This is a genomic window from Epilithonimonas xixisoli, assembly GCF_004365655.1.
GTDB classification, from domain to species: Bacteria; Bacteroidota; Bacteroidia; order Flavobacteriales; family Weeksellaceae; genus Epilithonimonas; species Epilithonimonas xixisoli.
Genome location: NZ_SOEO01000001.1, coordinates 1,148,648 through 1,164,808 on the forward strand (window position 1 = coordinate 1,148,648; position 16,161 = coordinate 1,164,808).

Sequence of the window (16,161 nt, forward strand, 5' to 3'; positions counted from 1 at the left end):
TCAAATTGATGATTCAAAAATATTCATTAATTCTGTGGAAAAAATATAATTGATGAATTTTTATACTTTATAAAATTATCTTATTTTTACGAGATATCAAATCAATAAAAATTTCAGTAAAAAATTTTATATTTGTCAAAATTCAAAGTTATGCAAACAACCTATATAGAAACTCAGCAAATCTCATTTAAGGATTTTAAAAACAGCATTTTGGAAGACTACCGCTTAGGTAGGATTTCCCGCGAGATGTCCTACTTGGGAAGGCGCGAAGTTCTGACAGGTAAAGCAAAATTCGGTATTTTCGGAGATGGAAAAGAGTTGCCACAATTGGCGATGGCAAAGGTTTTTAGAAACGGAGATTTCCGTTCTGGATATTATCGTGACCAGACTTTTGCGCTGGCAATCGATGCGGTTTCTGTCGAAAGTTTCTTTGCACAATTGTACGCTGACACCAGCGTGGAAAGAGAACCAGCATCTGCAGGAAGACAAATGAACGGCCATTACGCCACAAGAAGTTTAAACGCAGACGGAAGTTGGAAAAATTTGACTGAACAGAAAAATATTTCATCTGATATTTCACCAACGGCAGGGCAAATGCCGAGATTATTGGGATTGGCTCAGGCTTCCAAAGTTTACAAATCAGTAAAATTTGAAGGTTCTGAGAAGTTTTCAAAAGACGGAAACGAAGTTGCTTTTGGAACCATTGGCGACGCTTCTACAGCTGAAGGTCATTTCTGGGAAACTTTGAACGCCGCTTGTGCATTGCAAGTCCCAATGATTGTTTCAATTTGGGATGACGGTTACGGGATTTCGGTTCCGACTCAAAACCAAAGAGCGAAAGCGGATATTTCTGAAATGCTTTCCGGTTTTCAAAGAAAAGCGGACGAAAAACAAGGTTGCGAAATCATCCAAGTGAAAGCTTGGGATTATCCGGCATTGATGGAAGCTTATGCAAAAGCAGAGCATTACGCAAGATATGAAAGCGTTCCAGTGGTCATTCACGTGACGGAAGTGACGCAACCACAAGGACATTCAACTTCTGGTTCGCACGAGCGTTACAAAAACGAAGAACGTTTGAAATGGGAATCTGAGTTTGACGGAATGTTGAAATTCCGTGAGTGGATTTTGGATTACAGCATTGAAATCGAAGGAAATGAAGAATATCTGGCTTCAGTTGAAGAATTGGATGCCATCGATTCTGAATCTAAAAAATTGGTAAAAGACGGTCAGAAAAAAGCTTGGGAAGCTTATCAAAAAACGATTTCAGATTTAAAAAATGAAGTTTTACCATTTGTAGAATCCATTAAAAATCAAAACATTGAAGTTTCTCAATTAATTGAAAACTTCAATAAAATTATTTCTAAAAGCAAAAGAGATATTTTCCATTTGGTAAGACAGTCTTTATTGGTTACAAGAACTCAAAATTCTGCTGAAAGAACTGCTTTGAAATCGAAATACGAAGAAATTTTCAAAATCGAAAAAGATAATTATTCATCGCATTTATATTCCCAATCCGAGTGGAAAGCAACGAATGTAAAAGAAATCAAACCAATCTATTCAGATGCATCGGAAGAAGTGGATGGTAGAGTTGTGGTTAGAAATAACTTCGATAAAATCTTTGCAAAATATCCTCAAGCTTTGGTTTTCGGAGAAGATGCAGGAAATATCGGTGATGTGAATCAAGGCTTGGAAGGACTTCAGGAAAAATATGGAGAGGTGAGAATCGCTGACACAGGAATCCGTGAAGCAACAATCCTCGGGCAAGGTATCGGAATGGCGATGCGAGGTTTGAAACCGATTGCTGAAATCCAATATTTAGATTATATTCTGTACTGTTTGCAAGGAATGAGCGATGATTTGGCAACCGTTCAATACAGGACAAAAGGTGGTCAAAAAGCGCCAGTAATCATTAGAACAAGAGGACACAGATTGGAAGGCGTTTGGCATTCCGGTTCGCCAATGGCGGGAATCCTTAACCTATCAAAAGGAATTAACATTTTGGTTCCAAGAAGTCTAATGAAAGCCGCAGGTTTTTATAACACAATGCTTCAAAGTGATGAGCCAGCCGTGATTGTAGAATGTTTGAATGGCTATAGACTTAAAGAAAAACAACCGGATAACTTAGGCGAATTCACGATTCCAGTTGGAAAAATCGAAGTAACTAAAGAAGGAAAAGATGTGACTTTGGTAACTTACGGTTCCACTTGGAGAATTGTTTCCGAAGCGGCGAATGAATTAGAAAAATTAGGAATTTCTGCAGAAGTGATTGATGTTCAGTCCTTAATTCCATTTGATTTGACTAATGAAATAGCTGAAAGCGTGAAGAAAACAAATAGATTGGTTGTAATCGATGAAGATGTAGAAGGCGGAACTTCTGCTTTTATTCTTCAGCAAATTTTGGAAAAACAAAAAGCTTTCAAATATTTGGATTCTGAGCCGTTGACAATTTCTGCAGAGAATCACAGACCAGCGTTTGCGAGTGACGGCGATTACTTCAGCAAACCATCAGCGGATGATATGGTGGAGAAAATCTATGCGATGTTTACGGAAATTAATCCTGAGAAATACCCAGCGATATATTAATTAGAAATTAAATAAACCTAAAAAGCCTTTTGAAGACTCGATTTTCAAAAGGTTATTTTTTTGTAAATCTTCTACAAAATCATTTTCGTCTCTGTACCTGATTTGCATCTTCTCAAATGTCGATTTTCGATAAGCATAACCTTCCATAAAATCTTCGTTACTTTCCCAATTTTGCAAATCCATCTTTCGCATCCAACGGATAAAATCTGAATTAGAATCAGTCTGTAAGCTTTTGTTACGTTTTAGGAGAATATATTTCATTAGTTTTTTTATGTAAATTTATTAATAAAAAGCGATTATTATTATTAATTTTAAATTAATTTTATGCGAATATCTGCATTGTTTATAACGATTGAATCGTAGAATCACCAAGTGTAATTGTGATTTTAAATAAAGGAATATTGGAATAATTGTTTTTAAGTATTATTAAACCAATCAAAAAATTATTGACAAGTAAATTTTTAACTATTAGATGAATTTATTCCATCATTTTGAAATCTAATTTTCAATAATTTTTGAAAGTTTAGAAAATTTAATTATATTTGTACAAAAATTAAAAGCATTACAAAAATGAAACGTTGAAAAACGTTATTTTTGATAATATAAAAACAATAGAAATTACAAATGAAACTCGACGAAGCCAAAGAAAAATACATTCAAACTTGGGGAACTTTTGCCACCAATTGGGGAATCAACCGAACAATGGCGCAGGTTCATGCTTTGCTTTTGGCAGAAGGAAAACCTTTGTCAACAGATGAAGTGATGGAGCTTTTGCAAATCTCGAGAGGCAACGCGAATATGAACCTTAGGGCTTTGATGGATTGGGGAATTGTGAAAAAAGAATTTGTGAAAGGGGATAGGAAAGAATATTTCATTGCTGAAAAAGATGTTTGGTTTCTCTTCAAACAAATCACGAAAGAACGCAGAAAACGTGAAATAGAACCGGTTGTAGCATTCTTGGAAGAGCTTAAAAATGTAGACGATGATTCTGAAGAAGCAAAAGAATTCATCAAATTAATGGATGATTTTGGAAACGTGACCAACAAAATCAATAACATAATGGACTTAGCCATCAAAAGCGATGACCATTGGCTGGTTGGGAAGATTACCAACTTACTGAAATAGAAGGAAATTCATTTTCCTTTTTTATTTCAGATTAAGTTTCAAAAATTTCTGAAAATATAAAAATTACAATACTATGAAAACTATTTTAAAATATGATTCTCAAATTCAAAGTTTCACGATTGCATTGTTTCTTCTGTCTTTTATTTTCATTAAATTTTTTAGTGATGATATTATTTCTAAATTAATAGTAGGCGAATTTTTCCTCATTGCCATTGTTCAATACACAAATAATTTGATTAAGTTTTTTTCTAAAGAATATATCAGAACCGATTCAAGATATGTATATATTTTTCTCTCAAGTTATGTGGTAATTGGTTTTATAATCTTGATATTATTATCAATTTTTGATATTGCCAAAGGAAATATTCCTCTTCGCCATTTTTTCGAATTACTTGTTATTTCTTGGATGATTCTTTCTCCAATACTTATTATTCAATCTCTATTAATTAGTTATTCAGATAAAAATTTGAACAATGAAAAACCTAATATTTAAAATCATAATGTTCTTCCTTTTCAGAACAAACCGAAGAACAAAAGGCGACTTTCTCAATCTTTAAAATCAAACACAATGAAAACGTTTTTTAAAATAGATTTTTATGCTCAATTATTAATATTTTTTGGAATGATTAGTTATTTGATTTTTGAATATATAACTACACATTTTGTAAGAAACCTTTTCTACTTCTATTATATCGTTGGAGGATTTCAGATTTTAAGTTTTTTTATAAGAGCATTTCTCAATTATAAAAAGTCAAAATCATACAAGTTTTATGGAATTCTTTTGATTCCTATCTGGATAACATTCATTCTTTCTATGTTTTTACAAGGTAAAAATATAGACTTAGGTATCTTCAATCAATTGGGAATAATATTTTATCTAATGCTTTATAGTGCATTCTTTTATGCTCCAATTTTGTCCTTGATTTACATATTTGATATAAAGAAAACATTAGAAAAATATGAAAAATCTAATATTTAAAATCATATTGACTTTTCTTTTCAGAACTAATAAAAGAACAAAAGGCGACTTTCTCAACCTTTAAAATCAGAAAAATGATGACTAAAATTTATCTAGAAACATTGATTGATGCAAACATTCAAACGGTTTTCGACCTATCCCGAAATATAGATTTTCACCAAAAGTCAACTTCTAAAACCAACGAAAAAGCAATTGCGGGAAAGACAAGCGGATTGATAGAGTTAGGCGAAACGGTAACTTGGCGAGCCAAACATTTGGGATTTTATCAAACGCTCACAACGAAAATCATTGAAATGGAAAGTCCGAAAATGTTCACCGATGTAATGATACAAGGCGCTTTCAAATCGATGAAACATCAACATATTTTCAAAGAAAAAGAAGGAAAAACTTTGATGATTGATATTTTCGAATTTGAATCGCCTCTTGGAATTATCGGAAAAATAGTCAATCAAATCTTTCTGAAAAATTATCTCAAAAAATTTATACTCGAGAGAAAACGAATGATAAAAGAAATTGCTGAATCACCTATTAATAATTAATTTTCAAATCAAATAATTTTCATAAATTTTCAAAATATTTCCAACCTTTTTTAAACTATTGCATCTTTCCTTATAAATGCCAGAATATGGAACACGAATTATACATAAGATGCAAAAATAAAGATCGCAACGCACAGCGGAAACTTTATGAAGAATACGCAGGCCGATTCTTCGCAACCTGCAAACGTTACCTGAAAAACGACAAAGATGCGGAAGAAGTTTTGGCAGATTCTTTCTACCTGATTTTCACAAAACTGGAGCAACTCAAAGAACTTCAGGTCTTCGATGCTTGGGCAAAGAAAATTGTGGTGAATCAATGTCTTCAGAAACTTCGTAAGAAACAGCCATTTTCGATTTCGATTGAAGAGAATTTTGTGGATTTGGCAGAAGCTGAGCCCGAGAATGTTTCCGAGGAAAGAGGAATTTTATCTCTTCTCAATTTCCTTCCGGAAGGTTGTCGCACGATTTTCAATCTGTTTGCGATGGAAGGTTATCCGCACAAGGAAATTGCACAAATGCTTTCTATTTCGGAAGGCACGTCCAAATCTCAGGTGAATTTCGCCCGCAAAAAATTGCAGGAACTGGTGAGACTTCAAACAATTAATTCTTAAAGTTTAAAAAAATGGAAAATCAAGATATCGATAAAATGTTCAGCGAAGCCGGAAAATCGGCGGAAGAAAAACCGACTTTCCCAAATTTCGAAAAAGTATGGCAAAACGTTGAAGAGAAATTAGATAAAAAAGAAGAAAAGAAAAGAATCATTCCACTTTGGTTGCCTTACGGAATGGTTGCTGGATTGGCTTTAACGTTTGGAGTTTTATATTTTGTGAATGATAAAGACACGAAAATAGAACCTCAAATCACATCAAACGATTACGGAAAACCAATCAATCCAAATCAAACAGAAACGCCAAAAAAAGTTGAGGAAATCAATAAAGCTTTTCAAGAGAATTTGGCGAAAAGTCCAGTCAAACCAGCTGAAGGAAAAGATATTATGGCTTATCAGAAAACTCCAAGTGCGATTGTTGCTCCACCAATGATTTACCATAATTCTTCTCCTGTGGCAGATGCAATTGCTCCAACAGTTCAGTACGAAATAAAAGCTGAAACAAATTCTTTAGCTGATGAGAAAAGAATTAGAGTTGAACAAGAAATGAGAAATAATATTGCTTCTCAGCAAAGACAGAAAGATATTGAAAGTTTTGTGGTTGTTGGCTATTCAACAGCAAAAAAGAAAGATAAGATAAGTTCTGTTAATCAAATTGAGAATCGTTCTAATTCAAGTTTTCTAAATGCAATACAAGGAAATGTTGCTGGTGTTCAAATCGCAACAGGGAAAGCAATTCCTGGAAGTTCTCCTAATATTAAAATCCGAGGAACAGCTTCATTAACTTCAAACAATCAACCATTATATGTGATTGATGGAATTCCTTACGAGAAAGCAAGTTTGGCCAATATTGACCCAAATAAAATTAAAGATGTTCAGGTTTTAAAAGACCTTTCTGCAACTTCACTTTACGGAACTAGAGGCGCAAATGGAGTAGTTGTAATCAAAACTAAAGGTTTGTCCAAAAAGGAAATTGATTTGCTTAATAACCCAAAACCTATTCAAAATCAAGAATCTTACGACGAGTGGAAAGAAAATAAATTCGAGTTGGCAAAGGCAGAACCACTTTCTACTTTCTCAATTGATGTGGACAAAGCATCATATTCCAACGTGAGAAGAATGATAAACAATGGCGAATCTGTGGACAAAAACGCTGTGAGAATCGAGGAAATGATTAATTATTTTAATTACAATTATCCTCAACCAAAGAACAATCAGCCTTTTTCCATCAATACAGAATACAACGATTCGCCTTGGAATCCAAAACACAAACTTCTGAAAATCGGGTTACAAGGTAAAATTCTGAATGAAAAAGAATTACCGGCTTCCAATTTGGTTTTCTTAATCGATGTTTCAGGTTCAATGAATCAGCAAAATAAATTGCCTTTGTTGAAAACTTCATTCAAGATTTTATTAGAAAAACTTCGTCCACAAGATAAAGTGGCGCTCGTAACTTATGCCGGAAGTGCAGGCGTTGTTTTGGAACCGACTTCTGCAAAGAACAAAGAAAAAATTCTTTCAGCTTTAGAAAATCTTAGTGCTGGCGGAAGTACAGCTGGAGGACAAGGAATTGAATTAGCTTATAAATTGGCTCAGGAAAATTTGGTCAAAAACGGAAATAATCGTGTGATTCTGGCAACTGATGGCGATTTTAATGTTGGAGTTTCCGATAATTCCGAACTTCAAAAATTAATTGAACAAAAAAGACAATCTGGAATTTTCTTGACTTGCCTAGGTTTCGGAATGGGAAATTACAAAGACAATCGTTTGGAAATGTTGGCTGACAAAGGCAATGGAAATTATGCTTACATCGATAATATGCAGGAATCTAACAAGTTTCTTGGAAAAGAATTTGCTGGAAGTATGTATGCGATTGCGAAAGATGTAAAGATTCAAATTGAGTTTAATCCGAAGTTCGTAAAATCCTATCGATTAATTGGTTATGAAAATAGAAAATTAAGAAATGAAGATTTTAAAAATGATAAAATTGATGCGGGAGAACTAGGAATTGGTCATACGGTGACAGCGATTTATGAAATCATTCCAACTGGTTCAGACTCAGAATTTGCACCTCAAGATATTGATTTGAAGTATTCTAAAAATGAATCTCAAAATGAATTTGGAGACGAATTAGCAACAGTTAAATTCCGTTACAAAAATCCGGATGAAGATGTAAGCAAAGAATTAATTCAGACTGTAAAAGATTCTAAAAATCAATTGAATAGCGCTTCGTCAGATTTCAAATTTTCATCGTCTGTCGCTTGGTTTGGATTGGTTTTAAGACAATCGGAATTCATCAAAGATAAAGACCTTGATAAAATCATCAATCTTGCAAAACAGGGAAAAGCAAACGATGAAGATGGTTATCGTTCAGAATTTATCAGACTGATTGAAAGTTACAAGCAGATAAAGTAATCTTCCCAATATTAAATTTTTGAAAAGCAACTCCAAGAGTTGCTTTTTGTCATATTATGCTTTCAATAATTTTCCGTAAATTCGCTAAAATTTTTTAATCACAATGAATTACGATATTATTGTTATTGGAAGTGGACCTGGCGGTTATGTGACTGCAATCAGAGCTTCTCAATTGGGTTTCAAAACAGCCATCATCGAAAAAGAAAATCTTGGAGGAATCTGCCTTAACTGGGGTTGTATCCCAACCAAAGCATTGTTGAAATCTGCTCACGTTTTCAATTATTTGAAGCACGCAGAAGACTATGGTCTTAACAAAGTGGAAAATCCAGGATTTGACTTTGCCAAAGTTATCCAAAGAAGTAGAGGTGTAGCTTCTAAAATGAGCGGTGGAATTTCTTTCTTGATGAAGAAAAACAAAATCGATGTCATTATGGGAACTGCAACAGTGAAAGCTGGTAAAAAAGTTTCTGTGGTAGATGCTGAAGGAAAATCAACTGAATATTCTGCGAGCAATATCATCATTGCAACAGGAGCGCGTTCTAGAGAATTGCCAAATCTTCCTCAAGATGGTAAAAAAGTAATCGGATACAGACAGGCATTGTCTCTTCCTGAGCAACCAAAATCTATGATTGTTGTAGGTTCTGGCGCTATCGGAATTGAGTTTGCTGATTTTTATAACGCAATGGGAACTAAAGTTACTGTTGTAGAATTCTTGCCAAACATCGTTCCTTTGGAGGATGAAGACGTTTCAAAACACGTAGAGAAATCTCTGAAGAAAGCGGGAATTGAAATAATGACCAATTCTTCTGTAGAATCTGTGGATACTTCTGGAAACGGCGTAAAAGCAAAAGTAAAGACCGAAAAAGGTGAAATCACGCTTGAAGCTGATATTCTACTTTCTGCAGTTGGAATTGCTTCTAATGTTGAAGGAATCGGACTTGAAGCAGTTGGAATTAAAACTGAAAAAGGAAAAGTTTTGGTTAATGAATGGTATCAGACTTCTGTTCCTGGATATTACGCAATCGGTGACATCATCCCGACTCAGGCTTTGGCTCACGTGGCTTCTGCAGAGGGAATTACTTGTGTTGAGAAAATCAAAGGAATGCACGTTGAAGCAATTGATTACGGAAATATTCCGGGTTGTACTTATTGCCACCCAGAAATTGCTTCTGTTGGTTTAACTGAAAAACAAGCGAAAGAAAAAGGTTACGAAATCAAAGTTGGTAAATTCCCTTTCTCAGCATCTGGAAAAGCGACAGCTAATGGTGATGTTGATGGATTTATCAAAGTAATCTTTGATGCGAAATATGGCGAGTGGCTTGGTTGTCATATGGTTGGTGACGGCGTTACCGATATGATTGCGGAAGCTGTTGTTGCAAGAAAACTTGAAACGACTGGACACGAAGTTCTAAAAGCAATTCACCCGCATCCAACCATCTCAGAAGCAGTGATGGAAGCTGTTGCTGCTGCTTATGGCGAAGTGATTCATATTTAATAGGATTAACATAATATTCATATTATAAAACCACAGAATTTTCTGTGGTTTTTTTAATTTTACTTAATGGAAAATTCGAAGATTGGATTGGTTTTGTCCGGAGGTGGAACACGTGGATTAGCCCACGCAGGGGTTTTGAAATTTCTGAAAGAAAAAAATATAGAACCCGATGTTCTGTCTTGTTGCAGCGCAGGTTCAATCGTTGGCTCTTTGTATGCAGTCGGGAAAACGCCGGAAGAAATTTTGGATTTTTTCCAATCCATCTATTTTTTTCATTGGAAACATTTTACTTTCAACCAGCCGGGATTTGTTTCATCTGCAATTTTCACTACTTATCTCAATCCCATTTTTCAAGAGATGACTTTGGGAGATTTGGACAAAGATGTGAGGATCGTCGCTACAGAATTGATTACTGGACAACAAAAAGTTTTCGAAAAACATTACAAAATAGTTGATGCGATTATCGCTTCTTCCTGTATTCCTGGGATTTCCACACCATATTTCATTGATGGAGAAATGTACAGCGATGGCGGTGTTTTGAACAATTTCCCAGCCGATGTCATCAATAATGAATGTGAAAAAATAATTGGCGTTTATGTCACGCCACCTCAAGATGTGGAAGCGAAAGACCTTAAAACCATCAAAGCTGTCACCACACGAGCTTACGAGTTGGCATCACACCGGACCGAGATTTATAAGTTTGCGTATTGCGACTGGTTTATGACATCCAAAAAATTATCCAAATACGGCATATTCGAAAGAAATCCTCAGCGATTGGTTGAGATTGTTGAAATAGGATACGACGAGGCCAAACGTTCGTTTTCAGAAAACGAAGAAGAATTTACCTTAATGTTTTCAAAAAAGGAATAATTGCCTGCCAGTTTTCTTCCGCATCATCGTGGAAGGCAGACAACGCCATTGTTCCGTGATGACCTTTGGTTTTGGATGGAAGATAAAATTCTTTTCTCGCAGAAACCGAATTATAGATTGATTTCCACTGTGCTTCTTCGTTTCTTGCCGAGGAAGTAAAGACTGGGATCTTTACATCTTTAGCGTATTCTGCAATGTTTTTATTTTCGATTTTAAAATATTCTCCCGGAGAGTAGGCGATGAGCGCTTTGTAGTCCTTGGGATACTTTGCAGCCATATAAAACCCTAGAGAAGCCGAGTAAGAACTTCCCCAATAGATTATTTTTCGCGATTTGATTTCATTTTTAGCATAATCGAAAGACGCTTCCAAATCAGGAATTACGTCTTGGAAAGATGTCGACATGCCTTGTTTCAGAGCTTCTTTTTTGGTAAGATTAGTGACTTGATTCAAGATATCTCCAGAGCGAAGATCTACCGCAAGCACATTGAATCCCAATTCTACAAGTCTAGGAGCAATGTGGCGAAATTCACCGCGACTAAAACCTGCCTGATGATATAATATAATTAGCGGACCGCGTTTGTTGTGGCTAGAGTAGTAATCTGCATAAACCTTAAGCCCATCGGAAGTTGGAAAATTTACGGTTTTATAGGTGTGGTGTTTTACACTTAATACTTCAGAAGTGTTGTAATCTGAAAGTGAGGCGCTCGAGGAACAACCAGTTAAACAATTAATCAGAATGATCCAAGGTATGAAATAAAGTTTTTTCATAGTGAGGAATTTAAATTATTATCTTAATTGTATTTGATATTTATTTAATATTCCTCAAATTTAAATGTTTATTTTTAATTATTCAATAAGTTATATTAATTATTTTTAAATTATTTTCTCTCCACATATTTTGCAGAAACGCGCATTCTCGTCGTTGTCGTCATTGCCACATCTTTTGCAATTGAAGTTGTTTTTCTTTTGTTTTCGGAACTCAGAAGTCACAATTCCGGTTGGGACGGCAATAATACTGTAACCACAAAGCATTACAATAATTGATAACATTTTACCTAAAGGTGTCGCAGGAGAAATATCGCCATAACCAACCGTTGTAATCGTAACAACGGCCCAATAAACACTTTGCGGAATACTGCTAAATCCATTTTTTCCACCTTCCACAACATACATCAAAGACCCAATAAGTACGATGAAAATCACCATAAACAAAAGGAAAATATAAATTTTTCTAGAACTGTGTTTTAAGGCCGAAACGATAAATCTACCATCGTGCATATAATCTGCCAGATTGAAAATCCTAAAAATCCTTAGCATTCTCAGCATCCTGATAATCGCCACAAAATGCCAAACCGGAAAAAACAGACTGATATAAAATGGAATTATTGATAAAAAATCTATCACTCCCAAAGGGCTGAAAATATATTCCTCTCTGTCTTTTACACAAATGATTCGCAATATATATTCTATTGTAAAAATTAAAGTGATGAAAAATTCAGCATAATAAAACTCTGTGCGATATTGTAAATTTATAATGGGAATCGTCTCTACCATTAGCAAAACCGTACTTATCAAAATAAGTGACAATAAAAAAATATCAAAGGTTTTTCCCGCTTTGGTATTGGATAAATAAACAACTTCGTAAATTTTTTTTCTCCAACCATCTTCCGGAATCAAATCAAACTCAGGCTTAATTTTCATAACTTTAAAATAAAAAATGAAGGTAATAAAAATTAAATCGCATAAGAAATAAAAATAATTAGACAAAAGTCTTTTTTTTAAAGACAAAAGTCTTACCTTTGTGGGAGATAAAGTAAAAAGATGAAAAAATATAAAACAACAGACGAAGCACATTCTGTATCAGAACCAATGGCAGTGTATGGATATCAGAATTTTGATGATGGCGGTATTTTCAGAATGATAGAAATCGCAGAACGAGGGATTTCTTTTAAATTCTTCGATAATCTTGTAAAAAAATTCCCTTTTAGTTTTCAAGATTGGGCGGGTTTTCTTCATATCTCTGGGAAGACATTATCCCGTTATCAAAAAGAAGAAAAAACCTTTGATACATTGCAGTCAGAGAAAATATTGCAAATAGAAATGCTTTACAAAAGAGGAGAGGAAGTTTTTGGGTCGTCAGATTATTTTTTGATTTGGTTGCAGGCAGAGAATCTCGCATTAGGAAAGACAAAACCACAAGACCTCATTGGAAGCAACTTCGGAATCTCACTTCTGATGGATGAGCTTACAAGATTGGAACACGGTATTTTAGCGTAGCATTAATGATAGTTTTTAGATTATCAAAAGAAATTTATGCTAACGATCTCTCCGGAAAAGGCGCAGAAATAGCTGGCGGAAGATGGAATAGCAAAGGCAATGCAGCTTTGTACACGGGGCAATCTATTGCACTTTGCGTTACCGAGATTGCTGTTCACATTCCACTTGGCATTATTCCAAAAGATTATCGATTGGTTCACATTGAAATTCCTGATATTGAAGTTTTTGAGCCGAAAAGATTTCCTAAAGATTGGAATACTTTTCCACATCTCGACGCAACTCAGAAGATGGGAGACAAATTTCTGAAAGAAAACAAATTCCTGACGATGAAAGTTCCTTCTGCAGCGGTTCAAGGGGAATTCAATTATATTATTAATCCTCGAAATAATAATTTTAACAAAGTTCAAATCAAGAAAGTAGAGAAGTTTACTTTTGATGACCGATTGTTTGTTAGATAAAAAAAGTAAATCAATGAAAATCAAAGAGTTTATAAATGAATTTGAAAAAATAATTCCGGTAAGGCAAGCTGAGGATTTTGATAATGTTGGTTTGCTTTGTGGAAATCCTGATAGAGAAATTTCGGGAATTTTGATTGCTCACGATGCTTTGGAATCTGTAGTTGATGAAGCGATTGAAAAGGATTTAAATTTTATATTTTGTTTTCATCCAATCATTTTTTCGGGATTAAAATCAATTACTGGTAAAAATTATGTGGAGCGAGCTGTTCTGAAAGCTTTAGAAAATAAAATTGCAATCTATGCGATTCACACCGCTTTTGATAATGATTATTTTGGTGTTAATTATAAAATATGTGAAGTTCTTGGATTGAAGAATCAAAAAGTATTAATGCCGAAACAGAATCAATTAAAAAAACTAGAAGTTTATGTTCCTGGTGATTCTGCTGAAAAATTAAAAAATTCACTTTTCGAAGCTGGAGCCGGAAATATTGGTTTCTATGACGAATGCAGTTTTTCGATTGATGGAAACGGAACTTTTCGCCCGCTGGAAGGTTCAAATCCTGTGACTGGAACTCACAATGAAAGAGAAAACGCCAATGAAGTTCTGCTTTCTGTGATTTTTGAAGATTATAAAAAGCATCAGATTCTCTTTGCGATGAAACAAAATCATCCTTATGAAGAAGTTGCTTATCAATTAATTTCGCTCGAAAATGAAAATCAATATACAGGTTTGGGAAGATTCGGAGACTTGGAAATCGAAATGGATGAGGAGGATTTTCTGAAATTCGTAAAAGAGAAATTTAATCTTAATGTTATCAGATACAATTCATTAACTCAGAAAAAAATCAAAAGAGTAGGCGTTTTGGGTGGAAGCGGAGCAAGTGGAATCAAGTCTGCAATTTCTGCAAAATGTGATGCTTATCTCACTGGTGATGTGAAGTATCACGATTTCTTTTCAGCGGAAGACAAAATGTTGATTTGCGATATTGGACATTTTGAGTCAGAACAATTTGTAACTCAACAATTATTTGAAATTTTGTCCAAAAAATTCACTACATTTGCAATCGCTAAAACGACAATAAAAACAAATCCTGTTAATTATTTTATATAGATATGGCTAAAGTAAACGAAATTTCTGTTGAAGAAAAATTAAGAGCTCTTTACGATTTGCAAATCATCGATTCCCGTCTGGATGAGATCCGCAATACAAGAGGCGAATTGCCGATTGAAGTAGAAGATCTTGAGATAGAAATTGAAGGTCTTGAAAAAAGAGCCCAAAAATTCGAAGCTGAAATTGCTGAGCAAAATGCTGAAATCAACAGCAAAAAAGACTTGATGAAACAAGCTCAAACTCTTATTGATAAATATAAAACGCAACAAGACAACGTTAGAAATAACAAAGAATTCGAAGCTTTATCAAAAGAAGTAGAATATCAGGAATTAGAAATCCAATTGGCTGAAAAGAGAATCAAAGAATTCGGTGGAAAGATAGATCACAAAAAGGAAACTTTGGCAGATTTGACTTCTAAAATCGATGAGTTGAAAAACCACCTTTCTCACAAGAAAAACGAATTGGAAAACTTGGTTTCTGAAACGCAAAAAGAGGAAGATTATCTATTAGAAAAATCTAAAGAATTTGCTGAGAAAATCGATAACAGATTGTTGGTTTCTTACCAAAGAATCCGTCAAGGTTCTTCTACAGGACTTGCAGTTGTAGGTTTGGAAAGAGGAGCACCGAAAGGTTCTTTCTTCACAATCCCACCACAAAAGCAAATGGAAATTGCTCAGAGAAAAAAGATTATTATCGATGAGCATTCTGGAAAAATCTTGGTAGATGACGAGTTGGTAAACGAAGAAACTGCTAAAATGGAAAGCATTATCAAATTCAACTAAGAAGCTGATAATCAAAATATAAAAAAAAGAGATTCCGAATTTTCGGAATCTCTTTTTTTTGTGAGAAAATAATATGATTTAACGGATATTGACAGATCCGGAACTGCTTTCGTTTTTGGTCACCTTATTCAGCTCGCCTCTTTTGATGACATTGATGTCTCCGCTGGAAGATGCGCTGGCTGTAAGACTTGTACGAACACCAATCGTAATATCTGCCGAGGAAGAAGTGGTAAGAACTGCACTTTCTGTAGTGAAATTCTCAGCCTTTATATCGCCTGATGACGATGATTGAGCGCTCACATTTTCCGCTTTTCCAGTGATCCTAATATCTCCGGAAGAAGAAGTTTGAAGATTCAGATTTTTCGCATTCACATCTCCATTGTAATCGCCACTGCTGGAAGCTTGGATGTTGACATTGTTTCCGCTGATGTTTCCTTTGATATTTCCAGAGCTTGAAACTTTCACGTCCAAATCCGCGAATTTGAAATCATCTTTCAACAGAATACTTCCGCTGGAGCTGGCTAGCAATCTATCAAAATCTCTGGCATAAACCTTAATTTTAATTCTGTCAGTCGATATGCTCAGTTTTTTTTGAGATTCAATTTTTACGTGCACTTTTCTTCCTTCTTGTTTCACAACCACATATTGCATCAAGTCAGAAGGCGCATAAACCACGATTTTCTCTTCATTAGATTTATAAACTTCTGCATTGAGACCAGTAGAAATCTGCAATTCATCAAAATCAACAGCGTAGGATTTATCAATCACCTCGCCTTTTCCAGAATCAGACAAAAGATTAGAAAACATAATGTCCGAGCCGTTTGCGCCATCGCTCCCTTTGCTTTGTATGCAAGAAAAATTACCAACAGAGGCTAATAAAATTAAAGATAAAAGTTTTATTTTCATAATAATAGATTTT

General features: G+C 34.6%; 17 protein-coding genes. 13 read left to right on the top strand and 4 right to left on the bottom strand.

All coding sequences use genetic code 11. The features are described from left to right. The first annotated feature begins 150 nt into the window (after positions 1-150). On the top strand, positions 151-2,583 hold the full coding sequence (locus B0I22_RS05190; protein WP_133943583.1) for an alpha-ketoacid dehydrogenase subunit alpha/beta: 2,433 nt from the start codon (positions 151-153) through the stop codon (positions 2,581-2,583). Here B0I22_RS05190 and B0I22_RS05195 read toward each other — a convergent pair whose 3' ends face one another. Beyond that, positions 2,584-2,844 carry a hypothetical protein gene (locus tag B0I22_RS05195; protein WP_133943584.1) on the bottom strand — a complete coding sequence of 87 codons (261 nt, stop codon included), beginning with the start codon at positions 2,842-2,844 and terminating at the stop codon, positions 2,584-2,586. Between the two features lie 363 nt (positions 2,845-3,207). Between B0I22_RS05195 and B0I22_RS05200 the strand changes: the two genes are divergently transcribed. From B0I22_RS05200 to B0I22_RS05235, 8 genes are all read left to right on the top strand, one after another. Beyond that, positions 3,208-3,708: a GbsR/MarR family transcriptional regulator gene (locus B0I22_RS05200; protein WP_133943585.1), complete on the top strand. Its 501-nt coding sequence runs from the start codon at positions 3,208-3,210 to the stop codon at positions 3,706-3,708. A 73-nt stretch (positions 3,709-3,781) separates the two neighbouring features. Further along, a complete protein-coding gene (locus tag B0I22_RS05205) occupies positions 3,782-4,201 on the top strand; it encodes a hypothetical protein (RefSeq protein ID WP_133943586.1) in 420 nt (139 codons plus the stop codon). 75 nt (positions 4,202-4,276) lie between these two features. Continuing rightward, a complete protein-coding gene (locus B0I22_RS05210) occupies positions 4,277-4,687 on the top strand; it encodes a hypothetical protein (RefSeq protein WP_133943587.1) in 411 nt (136 codons plus the stop codon). Positions 4,688-4,761: 74 nt separating this feature from the next. Further along, positions 4,762-5,226, top strand: coding sequence for an SRPBCC family protein (locus B0I22_RS05215; protein ID WP_342772844.1), 465 nt, complete (start codon positions 4,762-4,764; stop codon positions 5,224-5,226). A gap of 86 nt (positions 5,227-5,312) precedes the next feature. Next, on the top strand, positions 5,313-5,837 hold the full coding sequence (locus B0I22_RS05220; RefSeq protein ID WP_133943588.1) for an RNA polymerase sigma factor: 525 nt from the start codon (positions 5,313-5,315) through the stop codon (positions 5,835-5,837). An 11-nt stretch (positions 5,838-5,848) separates the two neighbouring features. Next, positions 5,849-8,248, top strand: coding sequence for a vWA domain-containing protein (locus tag B0I22_RS05225; protein ID WP_133943589.1), 2,400 nt, complete (start codon positions 5,849-5,851; stop codon positions 8,246-8,248). A 103-nt stretch (positions 8,249-8,351) separates the two neighbouring features. Further along, positions 8,352-9,743, top strand: a complete 1,392-nt coding sequence (lpdA, locus tag B0I22_RS05230) for a dihydrolipoyl dehydrogenase (protein WP_133943590.1) — start codon at positions 8,352-8,354, stop codon at positions 9,741-9,743. 66 nt (positions 9,744-9,809) lie between these two features. Further along, entirely contained in the window at positions 9,810-10,613 is an 804-nt protein-coding gene (locus B0I22_RS05235) for a patatin-like phospholipase family protein (protein WP_133943591.1), read from the top strand. On the opposite strand, the gene B0I22_RS05240 is transcribed toward B0I22_RS05235, so the two are convergent. Both B0I22_RS05240 and B0I22_RS05245 read right to left on the bottom strand, forming a co-directional pair. Continuing rightward, complete coding sequence (locus tag B0I22_RS05240) at positions 10,585-11,382, bottom strand: alpha/beta hydrolase (protein WP_133943592.1); 798 nt, start codon at positions 11,380-11,382, stop codon at positions 10,585-10,587. The genes B0I22_RS05235 and B0I22_RS05240 overlap by 29 nt on opposite strands. Positions 11,383-11,487: 105 nt before the next feature. Then, positions 11,488-12,315: an ion transporter gene (locus tag B0I22_RS05245; RefSeq protein WP_133943593.1), complete on the bottom strand. Its 828-nt coding sequence runs from the start codon at positions 12,313-12,315 to the stop codon at positions 11,488-11,490. Positions 12,316-12,435: 120 nt separating this feature from the next. Between B0I22_RS05245 and parS the strand changes: the two genes are divergently transcribed. From parS to B0I22_RS05265, 4 genes are read left to right on the top strand one after another with little or no spacing between them, the layout of a single operon-like run. Next, positions 12,436-12,891 (top strand): type II RES/Xre toxin-antitoxin system antitoxin, encoded by a 456-nt coding sequence (gene parS, locus B0I22_RS05250; protein WP_133943594.1) that lies wholly within the window; start codon positions 12,436-12,438, stop codon positions 12,889-12,891. A 5-nt stretch (positions 12,892-12,896) separates the two neighbouring features. Further along, positions 12,897-13,349, top strand: a complete 453-nt coding sequence (locus tag B0I22_RS05255; protein ID WP_133943595.1) for an RES family NAD+ phosphorylase — start codon at positions 12,897-12,899, stop codon at positions 13,347-13,349. 13 nt (positions 13,350-13,362) lie between these two features. Next, positions 13,363-14,460, top strand: a complete 1,098-nt coding sequence (locus B0I22_RS05260; protein ID WP_133943596.1) for a Nif3-like dinuclear metal center hexameric protein — start codon at positions 13,363-13,365, stop codon at positions 14,458-14,460. 2 nt (positions 14,461-14,462) lie between these two features. Then, entirely contained in the window at positions 14,463-15,242 is a 780-nt protein-coding gene (locus tag B0I22_RS05265) for a zinc ribbon domain-containing protein (RefSeq protein ID WP_133943597.1), read from the top strand. Positions 15,243-15,320: 78 nt separating this feature from the next. On the opposite strand, the gene B0I22_RS05270 is transcribed toward B0I22_RS05265, so the two are convergent. Further along, entirely contained in the window at positions 15,321-16,148 is an 828-nt protein-coding gene (locus B0I22_RS05270) for a GIN domain-containing protein (protein ID WP_133943598.1), read from the bottom strand. Between the last annotated feature and the right edge of the window lie 13 nt (positions 16,149-16,161).